Source organism: Variovorax sp. KBS0712 (genome assembly GCF_006323185.2).
Classification (GTDB): domain Bacteria; phylum Pseudomonadota; class Gammaproteobacteria; order Burkholderiales; family Burkholderiaceae_C; genus Variovorax; species Variovorax boronicumulans.
The window spans coordinates 446,860-461,161 of record NZ_VCCD02000002.1; the positions used below are offsets into that span (position 1 = coordinate 446,860).

General features: G+C 69.8%; 11 protein-coding genes. 6 read left to right on the forward strand and 5 right to left on the reverse strand.

Going from position 1 to position 14,302, the window contains the following annotated elements; genetic code table 11:
- Positions 1-68 precede the first annotated feature (68 nt).
- Complete coding sequence (locus tag FFI97_RS18970; RefSeq protein WP_139702533.1) at positions 69-2,792, forward strand: diguanylate cyclase domain-containing protein; 2,724 nt, start codon at positions 69-71, stop codon at positions 2,790-2,792.
- Between the two features lie 47 nt (positions 2,793-2,839).
- Positions 2,840-4,738 (forward strand): GspE/PulE family protein, encoded by a 1,899-nt coding sequence (locus FFI97_RS18975; RefSeq protein WP_139702532.1) that lies wholly within the window; start codon positions 2,840-2,842, stop codon positions 4,736-4,738.
- A gap of 27 nt (positions 4,739-4,765) precedes the next feature.
- On the opposite strand, the gene FFI97_RS18980 is transcribed toward FFI97_RS18975, so the two are convergent.
- Positions 4,766-5,455, reverse strand: a complete 690-nt coding sequence (locus FFI97_RS18980; RefSeq protein ID WP_062477265.1) for an EAL domain-containing protein — start codon at positions 5,453-5,455, stop codon at positions 4,766-4,768.
- A 397-nt stretch (positions 5,456-5,852) separates the two neighbouring features.
- Between FFI97_RS18980 and FFI97_RS18985 the strand changes: the two genes are divergently transcribed.
- The 4 genes from FFI97_RS18985 to FFI97_RS19000 are packed head-to-tail and all read left to right on the forward strand — an operon-like array spanning position 5,853 to position 10,015.
- Complete coding sequence (locus tag FFI97_RS18985) at positions 5,853-6,383, forward strand: spore coat U domain-containing protein (protein ID WP_070062075.1); 531 nt, start codon at positions 5,853-5,855, stop codon at positions 6,381-6,383.
- Between the two features lie 8 nt (positions 6,384-6,391).
- Positions 6,392-7,201, forward strand: a complete 810-nt coding sequence (locus FFI97_RS18990) for a molecular chaperone (RefSeq protein WP_139702531.1) — start codon at positions 6,392-6,394, stop codon at positions 7,199-7,201.
- Position 7,202: 1 nt separating this feature from the next.
- A complete protein-coding gene (locus FFI97_RS18995; RefSeq protein WP_185993660.1) occupies positions 7,203-9,524 on the forward strand; it encodes a fimbria/pilus outer membrane usher protein in 2,322 nt (773 codons plus the stop codon).
- A complete protein-coding gene (locus FFI97_RS19000) occupies positions 9,494-10,015 on the forward strand; it encodes a spore coat U domain-containing protein (protein ID WP_185993661.1) in 522 nt (173 codons plus the stop codon). The genes FFI97_RS18995 and FFI97_RS19000 overlap by 31 nt, the downstream gene beginning before the upstream one ends.
- A gap of 4 nt (positions 10,016-10,019) precedes the next feature.
- Here the strand turns inward: FFI97_RS19000 and FFI97_RS19005 are convergent, their stop codons facing one another.
- From FFI97_RS19005 to FFI97_RS19020, 4 genes are all read right to left on the reverse strand, one after another.
- Positions 10,020-10,997 (reverse strand): NAD(P)H-dependent flavin oxidoreductase, encoded by a 978-nt coding sequence (locus FFI97_RS19005; protein WP_139702528.1) that lies wholly within the window; start codon positions 10,995-10,997, stop codon positions 10,020-10,022.
- A gap of 48 nt (positions 10,998-11,045) precedes the next feature.
- Positions 11,046-11,651: a TetR/AcrR family transcriptional regulator gene (locus tag FFI97_RS19010; RefSeq protein ID WP_095948777.1), complete on the reverse strand. Its 606-nt coding sequence runs from the start codon at positions 11,649-11,651 to the stop codon at positions 11,046-11,048.
- A gap of 130 nt (positions 11,652-11,781) precedes the next feature.
- Entirely contained in the window at positions 11,782-12,936 is a 1,155-nt protein-coding gene (locus FFI97_RS19015) for an aromatic ring-hydroxylating oxygenase subunit alpha (RefSeq protein WP_139702526.1), read from the reverse strand.
- Between the two features lie 111 nt (positions 12,937-13,047).
- Positions 13,048-14,106, reverse strand: coding sequence for a 3-keto-5-aminohexanoate cleavage protein (locus tag FFI97_RS19020; RefSeq protein WP_139702525.1), 1,059 nt, complete (start codon positions 14,104-14,106; stop codon positions 13,048-13,050).
- Between the last annotated feature and the right edge of the window lie 196 nt (positions 14,107-14,302).

The window sequence follows — 14,302 nt, forward strand, 5'->3', positions numbered from 1 at the left end:
TGCCGTGCCCCCATGGCCGGCCCGGCCGGTGGTCCCCGCCGCTTCGCTGCACCGCCCGCACGACGCCCATGAAACTCTTCGCGACCGCGAAACGCCGCATCAGCCTGAACACGCGCCTCAGCGTCGGCGTTGCGGCCGTCGTGCTGGCCACCACCTTCGTCATCGCCACGGTGGCGCTGCACCTGGTCAAGAGCCGCATGCAGGCCTCGATCGCCAACGAGGAGTTCGCGCGGCTGTCGGCCATCGCGAGCGCGGTGGAGCAGAAGTTCGCCAGCCGGCGCATCCTGCTGAAGACGATCGCCGAGAGCGTGGGCTCGCACGGCATCACGAACGCCGCGCCGCTGCAGGCTTTTCTGGAAAAGCACCAGTCCCTGCGGGCGGCGTTCGACAACGTCGCCTTCCTGGACACGGACGGCGAGCTGGTCGCCAACCTGAACGGCGCGCGACAGATCGGCAAGGTGAACGTGAAGGACCGCGCGTACTTCAAGGACACGGTCGCCGCGCGCACGGGCGTGATCTCCGAGCCTTACCGCAACCGGCTCAACGGCCTGGCGCAGGTCGCCATCACCGAGCCGGTGCTCGATGCGGCCGGCCGGGTGCTGTTCGTGATCTCGGGCTCCATCAACCTGAAGGACCGCAACATCCTGGGCGAACTGGCCGACGTGCGCTTCGGCCAGACGGGCTACGTGTTCATCACCACCGCCGACGGCATCGTGATCGACCACCCGCTGGCCGACCGCGTGCTCAAGCAGGCCAACATGGCCATGGCCGACGACGCGCCCGACCTGGACCGCGCGATCGGCGGCTTCGAAGGCACCATCGAAGGCGTGAACCATGCGGGCATTCCCGGCCTGTACGCCTTCAAGCGCATCCGCCAGGCCGACTGGATCATGGGCTCGATGTACCCGCGCCACGAGGCCTTTGCCCGCATCGACGCCATCGAGCGCACCGCGTGGATCGGCGCCATCGTGCTGGCGCTGCTGGCCGGCGCGCTCGCGCTGGCCGTGGTGCGCCAGCAGCTGCGCCCGCTCACCGGGCTGCACCGCCACATGCTCGACGCCCACGCGGCGCCCGCGCAGGCGGCCGTGGCGCGCACCTACCCGGACGACGAGATCGGCGACCTCTCGCGCACCTTCGACCGGCTCATGCAGCAGCACCAGGCCAGCGAGAAGTTCCTGCGCGACATCACCGACAACCTTCCGGCCATGATCTCGCACGCCGACGCGCAGGGCCGCTACACCTTCGTGAATGCGCGGCTGTGCGAGGAGCTGGGCTACAGCGCCGAGGAGCTGGTGGGCCAGCCCGTGCAGAGCATGAGCGGCCTGCACGACGACCCGACGCTCGAGCACAACCTGCGCCGCGTGCTGGCCGGCGAGGCCGTGTCCTTCGAGCGGCGCGGCGCCGCGCACCGCGACGAGGAAGAGCACTTCTTCCAGACCGACTTCATCCCCGAGCTCGATGCGCAGGGGCGGGTGTGCGGCTACTACGCGATGACCTTCGACATCACGCAGCGCAAGCACATCGAGCTCGAGCTGGCGCACAGCGAGGCGCAGATCCGCACCATCGCCGACAACATTCCCGCGCTGGTCTCGCATGTCGACGCCGCGCTGTACTACACCTTCGTCAATGCCAAGGTGCGCACGCTGCACCACGGACAGCCGCTGGTCGGCCAGTGGATGCCGGCCGTGCGGGGTGCGGCCGATTTCGCGGTGGTGCGGCCCCACATGGAGCGCGCGCTGGCGGGCGAGACGGTGATCGTCGAGAAGGCCGGCGACGCGGCGCTGGGCATCGGCGACCGCACCTTCAAGGCCCACTACATTCCCGACCAGGACGCCGAGGGCATGGTGCACGGCGTGTTCGCGATGACCTTCGACATCACCGACGAAGTGAACATCCGCCGCGCCCTCACGCAGCAGGAAAAGCGCCTGCGCGACGTGACCGACAACATCCCCGCGCTGGTCGCCTACTTCGACCGCGACGAGAACTGCCTGTACGGCAACAGCCGCGCGCGGCGCATGGCGGGCCTGGACGAGCGCGCGCCGCTGGACGGCGTGACGCTGCGCTCGGCCGTGGGCGAGGCGGTGTACGTGCAGCACACGCCCCACCTGCCCACGGTGCTCGCCGGCAGGGCGACGCAGTACCCGGTGCAGGTGCCGATCGATGACCGGGAGGCGCACTTCCAGGTGAACCTGATTCCCGACAAGGACCTGGCAGGCCACACGGCGGGCTTCTACCTCATGACCTTCAACGTCACGGCGCTGAAGGAGGCCGAGCGCAAGCTCATCGAGCTGGCGCGCATGGACGTGCTGACCGGCCTGCCGAACCGCCTGGCCTTCAACGAGCAGCTGCCCGCGGCGATGTCGCGCGTGCGCCGCGCCGAAGGCGGCATGGCGCTGATGTTCCTGGACATCGACCACTTCAAGGCCATCAACGACACGCTCGGCCATTCCACCGGCGACGGCGTGCTGGCCGAATATGCGCGCCGCCTGCGCGCCAGCGTGCGCGAGACCGACACGGTGGTGCGCCTGGCCGGCGACGAGTTCGTGATCGTGCTGGAGAACGTGCACTCGCAGGACGCGGTGGCGGGCGTGGCGCACAAGATCGTCTCGCAGATCGCGGCGCCGGCGTTCCCCGTGGAAGGCCGGCGGCTGGACGTCACGACGAGCATCGGCATCGTGTTCGTCGAGACGGTCGATGCCAGCGTCGGCGCCGGCGAACTGCTCGCGCGGGCGGACACGGCGCTCTACGCGGCCAAGTCGCAGGGCCGCAACCGTTTCGCGTTCTACCGTTAGCGTCGGCACGCCCGCCGCCCCCCTCACCCCCACCAGGAGACCCATCCATGGCAGCCACCGAAGTCGTCATGCCCGAACAGCTCGTGCAGGAGCTCGACCTGCAAAGCCGCATGCCGATCGCGCGCATCGGCCAGGCGCTGATGTCGCTGGGCATGGTCACGCAGGCGCAACTCGACGCGGCGCTGCAGCAGCAGCAGCGCGAGCCCACGGTGCCGCTGGGCGAGACGCTGGTGCGCATGGGTGTCGTGAGCCGGGGCCAGTTGCAGACCGCGCTGGTGCGCAAGATGGGCTACCCGCTGGTGAACCTGCATGTGTTTCCGGCCGCGGCCGACGCGCTGCGCAAGGTGGGCCACGAGGCCGCGCGGCGCCTGCAGGTGATGCCGCTCATGCTGCACGGTGGGCGCCTGGTGCTGGCGCTCGACGACCCGGTCAACCGGCATGCGGTGATCGACGAGGTGGAGTTCATCGCGCAGATGAAGGTGCTCCCCGTGCTGGGCCAGTGCCTGGACCTGGACGGCGTGCTGCACAAGGCCTACGAGAAGGTCGGCCAGGTGGCGGCCGAGCGCCCGGTGGTCGACATGAACGACCCGATGCGTCCGCTCGAGTTCGACATGACGGGCACCAGCACGCTGCTGAAGACGCTCGAGAAGGAAGAATCGGCCGCCGCGCCCGCGGCCGGCGAGCCGCCCGTGGAGCAGTCGGACAACTCGCTGGTGCGCATGATCAACAGCATGATCCTCGAAGCGCACCGCGAGGGCGCCTCCGACATCCACATCGAGAGCGACCCGGGGCAGGAAAAGACGCGCATCCGCTTTCGCCGCGACGGCCGGCTCTACACCTACCTGGAGCTGCCGCCCAGCTACCGCAACGCGGTGGTGGCGCGCGTGAAGATCATGTGCGACCTGGACATCAGCGAAAAGCGCAAGCCGCAGGACGGCAAGATCAACTTCTCGAAGTACTCGCCGCAGCACCGCATCGAGCTGCGCGTGGCCACCATCCCGACCAACAACGGCCTGGAAGACGTGGTGATGCGCATCCTGGCCTCGGCCAAGCCCATCGCGCTCGATGCGCTGGGCCTGTCCGAGCGCAACCTGGCGCAGTTCTCGCAGGCGGTCGACCGGCCCTACGGCATGGTGCTGTGCGTGGGCCCCACGGGCTCGGGCAAGACCACCACGCTGCACTCGGCGCTCATGCGCATCAACACGCCCGAGCGCAAGATCTGGACCGCCGAAGACCCGATCGAGATCACGCAGCCGGGCCTGCGCCAGGTGCAGGTCAACCCGCGCATCGACTGGACCTTTGCCAAGGCGCTGCGCGCCTTCGTGCGCGCCGACCCCGACGTGATCATGGTCGGCGAGATCCGCGACGCCGAAACCGCCAGGACCGCCATCGAGGCCTCGCTCACCGGCCACCTCGTGCTGTCGACGCTGCACACCAACAGCGCGCCCGAAACCGTGACGCGCCTGCTCGACATGGGCATGGACCCGTTCAACTTCGCCGACTCGCTGCTGGCCGTGCTGGCGCAGCGGCTGGTGCGCTGCCTGTGCCCGCAATGCGTGCAAAGCCGCCCGGCGACGCGCGAGGCGGTCGAGGAGCTGCTGGCCGACTACATGCACGCCTTCGGCGCACAGGACACGCCGGCCGCGCGCGACGCCGTGCGCGCCGAATGGGTGCAGCGCCACGGGCGCGACGGCCAGCTGCAGAGCTACACCAGCACCGGCTGCAAGCACTGCAACGACACCGGCTTCCGGGGCCGCGTGGGCATCCACGAACTGATGGTGATGTCGAGGGAACTGCGCCGGCTGGTGCAGGGCGGCGCGCGCGCCGAGGAACTGCAGGACGCCGCGATGCGCGAAGGCATGCGCACGCTGCGTCAGGACGGCATCGAGAAGGTGCTGGCGGGCCGGACCACGCTCGAGGAAGTGCGCGCGACCAGCAACGTCTGACCCAGAAGGTCTGAGGTCAGGGAAGGCTCAGGCGGCGGCGTCCCACGCCACCGCCGGCAGCGTGGCGATGGCCGGCCGCGCGAACAGGTAGCCCTGGAACAGCTCCACGCCGATCTCGCGCAAGGCGCGCACCTCTTCGGGCGCCTCCACGCCTTCGGCGATCACGCGGATGCGCAGCTCGTCGCAGGTGGCGACGAAGCCGCGCACGATGGTGAGCCGCACCGGGTCGGCATGGATGCCGCGGATCAGGCTCAGGTCGATCTTCACCACGTCGGGCTGGAACGCGGCCAGCAGCTCGAAGCCCGCGTAGGCGGCGCCGAAATCGTCGATGGCCGAGGTGAAGCCGTGGCGCTTGAAGGCGCGGAAAGTGTCGGCCAGGCCGTGCAGGTCGCGCACGCGCTCGCCTTCGGTGATCTCGAACATCAGCTGGCGCACGGGGAATTTGCAGCGTTTGGCGGCGGCCATGGCGGTGCGGAAGCACTCGGCCTGCCCCGCGACGTCGTTGGGCATGACGTTGAGGCTCAGGCGCGACTTCATGCCCAGGCGCGAGGCGATCTCGATGGCCTTGACGCGGCAGGCTTCGTGGAAGGCGAAGCGGTCGACCGGATCGACGCGCCCCAGCACCTCGGCAGCGCCTTCGCCCGACAGGCCGCGCACCAGCGCCTCGTGCGCATAGATCTCGTGCCGGCCCAGGTCCACGATGGGCTGGAACGCCATGGTGAACCCCGAGGCGAGGCCAGCAGGCGCGGCATCAGCATGTATTTCGGCGATCACGTTGGATGGACCTCGCGGGCAAGGTTGCAATGGCGTTGGATGGGGACTCCCAAGAGCGTAAATGTAAACGGTTCTATACACCGCACGCACCCCCCCTTGCGACAACAGGTCGCGCCCCATGAAGACATCCGACCTAGGTCCGGCCCGGGCTGTAGCCCGAAATCACTCATGAGCTCTCCCGGCCTCGAAAAAATCTGTAGCAAGCTGTCGACGACAGGGCCGCGTCCTATGTCCCATCGGGGAGAGATTGGTTAGAAAGGGGGCGCCCACTACTGGAAACGGTGGGTGGGTTTTCACTGTCGTTCCTGGGTTTCCAGTCACCGATGAAAGGTCCCGTCCGATGCGCCACCAGCCTCGCTCCCTCCTTCGCACACTGGCCCGTACCGTGCTGCCCGTCGGTGCCTTGTTGACATTGCTGCCCGCGCAGGCGGTCACGACGACCACGACCTTCCAGGTCACGGCCACGGTGCTCAAGGCCTGCCTGATGACCACGCCGGCCACGCTGGCGTTCGGGCCGTACGACCCGGCGTCAGCCACCGCGCTGGCCGGCACCACCAGCCTCAACGTGACCTGCACCTTCGGCACGCCCTACTCGCTCGGCCTGAGCGCGGGCGGCGGCTCGGGCGCGACGATCACGAACCGCCTGATGACCAGCCCCACGGCGGCCGCCGGCAACAACACGCTGGGCTACGGCCTCTTCAAGGACAGCGCGCACCAGACCAACTGGGACAACAGCGTCGCCGGCACCGGCTACGTCGGCAACGGGACGCCCCAGACGCAGACGATCTACGGCCTGATTCCCACGGGGCAGTACACCGCGGCGCCGGCCATCGACTACACGGACACGATCACGGTCTCGCTGACCTATTGAGGGCGCCGTTGACCGCCTTCACCGCAGGCCGCCACGGCATGCGTCGCGCCCTGCTGCCAGTCGCATGGGGGGCCGGCCTGCTGCTGGCCGCCCTTGCTCCCGCTCCCGCCGCGGCCACCAGCCTCAGCGTGGCGCCGCTGCGCATCGTGCTGACGCCGCAGCGCCCGGTCGCCTCGCTCACCATGGGCAACGCCGAGGACACCGAGGTCGCCGTGCAGGCCGAGGTGGTGGCGTGGTCGCAGCAGGACGGGCGCGATGCCTACGAACCCACGCGCGACGTGCTGGTCAACCCGGCCATCTTCCGCCTGCCGCCGGGCGGGCGGCAGATCGTGCGCCTCGGGCTGCAGGTGCCGGCCGACGCCGGCGAGCGCAGCTACCGCGTCTTCCTGCGCCAGCTGCCGCGCGACCAGGCCCTGCCGGCGGACGGCGCCGAGGGCGCGAAGGTGCAGACGCTGCTGCGCATCGGCGTGCCGATCTTCGTGCCGCCGCTGCAGCTGCGCCGCGCGCTGCAATGGTCGCTGCAGCCTTCGGGGCGCGCCACCGGCACGGCAGGCACGGCCTGGCGGCTGGTGTTCGACAACCAGGGCAGCGAACACATCCAGGTCACGCAGCTCGTGGTGCGCCGCGAGGACGGCACCGAGCTGCTGCGCAAGAGCCTGTCGCAGTACGCGCTGGCCGGGCAGTCGGCCGGCATCGACATCGAACTGCCCACCCTGCCGCCCGACACCCGGCTGCAGATCGAGGCCGCCACCGATGCCCCCGAGGCGTCGTCCAGCGCCACCGTGCGCGTGCCCCGTGCGCCCGCCACGCCACGCTAGCTTGTGGGTCTGCTGCGGCTGGCTGGGCCTGCGCGTGGCCTGCGCACAGACGTCGCCCGTTGATGTGGCGGGCGAGGTGCAGCCCGCGATCCTCGATGTGCGCATCAACGGCCTGAGCCAGCCCGCGCCACGGCCGCTGCTGCGGCGCGGCGCCCAGCTGCTGGCGTCGGCGCCCGACTTCGCGGCCTGGCGCCTGGTGCGGCCTGCCACCGCGGCATTGCAGCGCGACGGCACCAACTACTACGATCTGCGCGCGCTGCCGGGCGCCCAGCTGCAGCTCGACGAAGGCGCGCAGAGCGTGGACCTGAGCGTGCCCGCCGAGGCGTTCACGCTGGGCACCGTGCATGCGCACGCCGGCGACCGCCCGCCGCTGTCGGCCTCGGCCTTCGGGGCCTTTCTCAACTACGACCTGGCCTTGCAGCACGACCGCGAGGGCACGCGCGCCTCGGGCTACTTCGATGCGGCAGCCTCGGGCGACTGGGGCCTGGTGGGCACGAGCCTCGTCGCCGGCCAGTCCGCGTTCGGCGGACGCGGCACGACGCGGCTGGACAGCTACTTCCGCCGCGACGACCCCGCGCGGCTCACGCGCCTCACGGTGGGCGACACGATCACGCAGGCCGCCGCATGGTCCACGCCCTTTCGTTTCGGTGGCGTGCAGTTCGGCACCCGCTTCGGCTTGCAGCCCGGCTTCATCAGCTACCCGATGCCGACCTTGCGCGGCGGCGCGGCCGTGCCGTCGGCGGTGGAGGTGTATGTGAACGACACGCTGCGCTATCAACGGCGTGTGGACGCCGGCCCCTTCGCGCTCAGCGACGTGCCCGTGCTCACCGGCGCGGGCGAGATGCGCTTCGCCGTCACCGACGCGCTGGGCGTGCAGCGCACCGTGACCACGCCCTACTACGTGAGCTCGAACCTGCTGCGCGCAGGCCTGTCCGACTACTCGCTCGAAGCCGGCTGGACGCGCCTGCGCTACGGCGAGCGCAGCTTCGACTACGGCCCGCCCTTCGTCGCCGGCACCTGGCGCCACGGCGTGAACGACGGCGTGACCGTCGAGGCGCGCGGCGAGGTCAGCTCGCGCAGCCAGACCGCGGGCGCGGGCGTGACCTGGGTCTGGGGCACGCTCGGCGAGCTCTCGCTGCACGGCGCCGCCAGCCGCAGCAGGGACGGCGACAGCGGCCGCCTCTGGCGCGCCGCCTACACGCGCACCAGCGACGAATGGAACTTCTCGGTCAGCCGCCAGGTGGCCAGCCGCGGCTTCACGCAGATCGCCTGGCACGACAGCCCCGTGCACACCGACGCGCAGACGCAACTCTTCGCAGGCCGCTCGCTCGGCCGCTACGGCACGCTGGGCGCGAGCCACACGCGGCTGCGCTACAACACCGGCGAGCACATCGGCGTGACCACCGCCAGCTGGTCGATCGGCCTGGGCGGCAACGCCTGGCTCGGCACCTCGGTGGCCCACACGCGCCAGGACGGCAAGCGCTCCATCACCTCGGTGAACGTGAGCCTCAGCTTCACGCTCGGCGAGCGCCAGCACGCCACGCTCTCGGTGCAGCATCAGAAGCCGGGCGGCCACTCGGCCGTGGCCGAGTGGGTGCAGCAGCCGCCCAACGACACCGGCTGGGGCTACCGGCTGCGCGCCGCCGACGGCGAGAACGCGCGCAGCGAAGCCGCGGTCGATTGGCGCGGTCGCTACGGCATGCTGACGGCCGAAGCCGCGCGCGCCCAGGGCCAGACCGCGGTGCGCCTGCGCGCCAGCGGCGCCGTGGGTTTCGCGGGCGGCGTGGGCTTTGCCACCCGCCAGTCGGACGACGCCTTCGCGCTCGTGACCGTGCCCGGCGCCGCCGGCGTGAAGGTCTACCGCGAGAACCAGCCCTGGACCACCACCGACAGCCAAGGCCGCGCCGTCGTCTCGGGCCTGCGTGCGTACGAGCCGAACCACATCAGCATCGACAACGGCGACCTGCCGATCGAGGCGCAGGTGCGCAGCGACGTGCTGCGCGTGGTGCCGCGCTACAAGGGCGTGGCGCAGGCCAGCTTCGACATCGCGCGCGAGACGGTGGCGAACGTCACGGTGCTGCTGCCCGACGGCAGCCCGCTGCCTCCGGGCATCGACGTGATGCGACCGGCGCGTGGCACCTCGCTGCTGTCGGGCTTTCATGGCCTCGTGTCGGTCGACGACCCGCAGCCGAACGAGCGCTTCGAGGCGCGATGGAAGCGCGGGCATTGCCGCTTCACGCTGGGCGCGCCCGACCGCGCCGCCGGCGCACTGCCCTCGATGGGACCTTACCGATGCGAACCCGTGCCGTCGTCCCCGCGTTGACCGCCGCGTTGGCGCTGGCGGGGCTGCTGGCCCCGGGCACGTCGATGGCCGCGTGCTCGGGCGTGGGCGTGTTCAGCTGCAGCGCCACCGTCAGCGCGACAGCGCTGGCCTTCGGCAACTACGACCCGGCCGTCGCGACGCCCAAGGACAACACCTCGACCGTGACCGTCGCCGGCACGGTCACGGGCCTGGGCATCCTGGTGACGCTGTCGTTCACGATCAGCCTCGACGCGGGCTCCGCCGGCAACATCACCAGCCGGCAGATGGTGGGCCCGGTCGGTGCCACACCGCTGGGCTACAACCTCTACACCACCAACGCGCGCAGCACCGTCTGGGGCCTCAACAGCGTCAGCGACAGCTACAGCGCGCTGGCGACCCTCGGTGGCGTCACCACGCTGCGCCCCCACACCGTCTACGGCCGCATTCCGGCCGCTCAGTACGTGGCGCCGGGCGCCTACAGCAGCACCATCACGGTGACCGTGACGTACTGAAAGCTCAACCCCTCAGCATGCCCGCCAGCCGCTTGGCGATGAGCTCGTCAGCCTGCGCCATGATCCGGTCGATGAGCTCCGCGCAGCTGGGCACGTCGTGGATCAGCCCGGCCACCATGCCGCAGCTCCAGGCGCCGGCGTCCATGTGGCCCTCGGTCATCACCTTCGGGTAGATGCCGGCGACCTGGTCCATGATGTCGTCGATCTTCAGCGCGTCGCCCTTGGCGCGCTCGATCTCCATGAGGCGCTCGACGCCCGCGTTGTTGATCACGCGCTCGGTGTTGCGCAGCGAACGCATGATCAGGCGCGTGTCGAGTTCCGAGGCGCTGACGATGGCCTGCTTCACGTTGGCGTGCACCGGCGCTTCCTTGGTGGCGATGAAGCGCGTGCCCATGTTCATGCCCTCGGCGCCCAGCGCGAGCGCGGCCACGAGGCTGCGGCCGTCGGCCATGCCGCCCGAGGCGACGAACGGGATCTTCAGTTCTTCGGCCGCGCGCGGCAGCAGGATCATGTTGGGCACGTCGTCTTCGCCGGGGTGGCCGCCGCACTCGAAGCCGTCGACGCTCACGGCGTCGCAGCCGATGCGCTCGGCCTTGAGCGCGTGGCGCACCGAGGTGCACTTGTGGATCACCTTGATGCCCGCGGCCTTCAGCGCAGGCATGTAGGCCTCGGGGCTGCGGCCCGCGGTTTCCACGGCCTTGATGCCGCCCTCGACGATGGCCGCGATGTACTCGGGGTACGGCGGCGAGGCAAAGGTCGGCAGGAAGGTGAGGTTCACGCCGAAGGGCTTGTCGGTCATCTCGTGGCAGCGCGCGATCTCGCGCGCCAGCAGCTCGGGCGTCTTCTGCGTGAGGCCCGTGATGATCCCCAGGCCGCCGGCGTTGGAGACGGCCGCGGCCAGCTCGGCGAAGCCGACGTAGTGCATGCCGCCCTGGATGATGGGGTGGCGGATGCCGAAGAGTTCGGTGATGCGGGTTTTCAAGAGAACGTCCTTTGGTCGGGGTTGCTGGGAAGGAAAGAGAGAAAAAAATCAGGGCGGCGAGATGACGCGCAGCACGTCGCGCGCCATCGCCTTCATCCAGGCCGTGTCGCTCTTCAGCGCAGGCTCGGCGAAGGTCTTGGCAAAGGTGGGCCGTGCCATCTTGGCGTAGTTCAGCGTGCCGAAGATGAGCGTGAGCACCACCACGGCCGACAGGTCGTCGCGCACGAGGCCGGCCGCCTGCGCCGCGGCCACCAGGCCCAGGCTGGCTTGCAGGAAGCCTTCGAGCGGCCGGGTCTGCGCATGCTGGATGCGCTCGGCGTTGTCGAGCAGTTCGCGCGTGACGAGCTTGAAGCCCGTGGGCCGCGCGTGCATCCATTCGACCTGCAGCGCGACGAACGCCTGCAGCCGCGCGGGCAGGTCGGGGGCCGCCTCGACGCGCTTGCAGATGCGCGCCGTCAGGTCCTCGGCCTGCTTTTCGAGCACGGCGCGGTACAGCACCTCCTTGCTCGGGAAGTGATGCAGCAGCCCCGGGTTGCCGACCTCGCAGTCGCGCGCGATGGCCGACAACGACGCGCCCTGGAAGCCGTGGTCGGCAAAGTGCTGCTCGGCGCGCGCGAGGATCGTTTCTTTACGGGAAGGGGCAAGGGTGGCCATCGGGCGGTTCTGGATTGCGTCACGCAGACGAGCGCATGCCGCGAAGACGCGACCGGCGATCAGACGCGATGCGCGCCATTCTTTCTTGTGTCTTGGGGTCTGGTTGTTGCACGCGCGACACCCTCGCGCGTCAGCGTGCGGCCGGCATGGCCGCCACCTGCTGCGCGAGCTGCGCATGGAAGCGCGGCGCGCTGTACTCGAAGGTGCCGAAGCTGAGCGCGTCGTTCGCGCCCGACGCCAGCCCGGCCTGGATCGATTCGGCCAGCGCGTAGTCTTCCGCGAGCGTGCGGCGGTACAGCGCCACGTTCGCGTCCCAGTGCGCGGTCGCCTTCTCCGAGGCCGGCGCCTCGGGAATCAGCGTGAGCTCGTGCACGCGCGTGCGCGTGGCGCCCAGCGGCTCCAGCATGCTGAGCTGCGCGTGGTCGGGCTGCACCAGGATGGTCGTGTTGGGAAAGAAGAAGTAGGTCAGGTTGCCGTAGCGGCGCGGGTCGAAGCCGGCGGCGTCGGGCCGGTGTTCCTGGAACTTCGACTTGAGCAGGTACAGGCGCCGGTTCAGGTCGAACTCGTCGATCACCTGCAGGTTGTGCAGGAACATGTGGGCGATGGTCTCGCGGTGTGCCACCTTGAAGTGGTAGGCCTCGAAGGAACCGTCGACCAGCAGCTTCCAGTTGGCCTCGACCTCGTACGTGCGCGGCGCATAGGCCACGGGCGTGCGCAGCCCGGCCAGCGATTCGAGGTTGTCCATGAGCGCGCCCAGGTGCGCGCCGGGGTCGCTGTCCGCCCGCGACGGATCGCACACGACCCAGACCACGCCCGCGCGCTCGACCGTGGCCAGCCGGCGCAGGCCCGACTCGTCCTGCTTCAGGCAGGGAAAGCCGAAGGACTCGGGCACGCCGCGCAAGGCACCGTCGGGCTTGTAGGTCCATGCGTGGTACGGGCAGACGAAGGCGCGCGCCTCGCTGCCGCTGCCCTCGGGCACCACGCGCGCGCCGCGGTGGCGGCACACGTTGAGAAACGCCTGCACCTGCCCGCTCTCCTGGCGCACCAGCAGCAGCGGCACGCCGGTGTGCGTGAGCGACAGCCACGCGCCCGGCGAGGCGAGCGAGGCGCTGGCGGCCACCGGCTGCGGATGCCGCTGCAGCAAGCGCCGCTCGCCGCGTGCGATGGCCTCGTCGGTGTACTGGCCGACCGGCACGCGGTCGCCCTCTCCTTGCGCGTCGGCGCGCCCGGCCTGCAGAGCCGTGGTCGCTCGGCGATGGAGTTCGGCTGCGAAGTTCTCGCTCATCGGGGGCTTTCGGTTCGATGCGATGCAGCCCGGTGAGCTGCGCGATCGGCTCAGTCTACCGACTGACCAGTCGGTACGTCAACCGCCCCCCGGGAAGCGGTGGAAGCGGTATCAGGCCGGCTTGCGCAGGAAGCCCTGCTGCGCCCCATTGCGGTTGGGCGCAAAGCCGTTGGCCTGCAGCGTCTCTTCGGTGGTCTCGTAGAACACGCCGATCTTCATGATCTCGCGCGCCTGCTGCGCGGTGGCGATGGGGCGGCCGAACTCGGTCGCGATGCGCACGAGCTGCTTGATCTGCTCGACCGAGCTCATCTTGCCGGTGCGGGTCTGGTTCCACAGCACGTCCTCGATGCCGCAGCGCACGTGCAGGCCCAGGGCGATGCCGATCATGTTCACGGGCAGCACGTTGAGCACCGAGCTCTCCACCGTGACCACCGCACCGTCGGGTGCGGCGCGCAAAAAGTTGGCCAGGTTGTAGATGTTCGCCTGGTCCATGCCGCCGCTGATGGCCACCCAGTTCATCACCAGCGGGCCCTTGTAGACGCCGCGGCGGATCATGCGTTCGATGGTCTCGAAGCTGTTGATGTTGTAGCACTGGAACTCGCTCTGGATGCCCGCGGCCGTGAGGCGGCGGATGTGCTCTTCCACCCAGCTGGGGTTCGAGGGCACGATCATGTCCCGGTACGTCGAATACAGCCGCGGGTCGCCGCGCGACAGGCCCTTGAAGTCGTCCAGGCCCGCGTGCTCGGTCACGTTCATCTGCGTGGTGTTGACGGTCACCGTGACCTGGTCGGGCCTGGGCGTGAGTTCGGCCAGCATGTGGCGCGTGTCGTCGCTGAGCCACTTGGCGGCGGCACCGTCGTCCTCGGGCGCGAAGCTGATGGAGCCGCCCACCTGGATGATCATCTCGGGCACGCGCGCGCGCACGCCGGCGATCAGCTCGTTGAACATCGACAGGCGCTTGCTGCCCTTGCCGTTGGCCTCGCGCACATGCAGGTGCAGCACGGTGGCGCCGGCTTCGTAGCAGTCGACCGCCTTCTGGATCTGCTCTTCCATCGTGACCGGAATGTCTTCCGGGAAGTCGGCGGGAATCCAGCCCGGCGCATAGGGCGCGGCCGTGATGATCAGGGGCTGCTGGTTCTCGGGATACAGGTGGCCGTCGAGGAAGTTCATGGGGTTGTCTCCGGTGAAAAAGGTTGCGCTTGCAGCCAAAGTTTCTGGCTCAGCTGCGAAAACTTCTTGCTCATCGGGGGCGCGATTTTGTCTTTCTGGGGCATTGGAACGGCGCGTGCAAAGACAGGGTTCGCTGTCGCGATCCGGTAAGTGGCCGACGCGTGGCGCCAAGCATCCAGCAGCGGTGGCGCCGCAG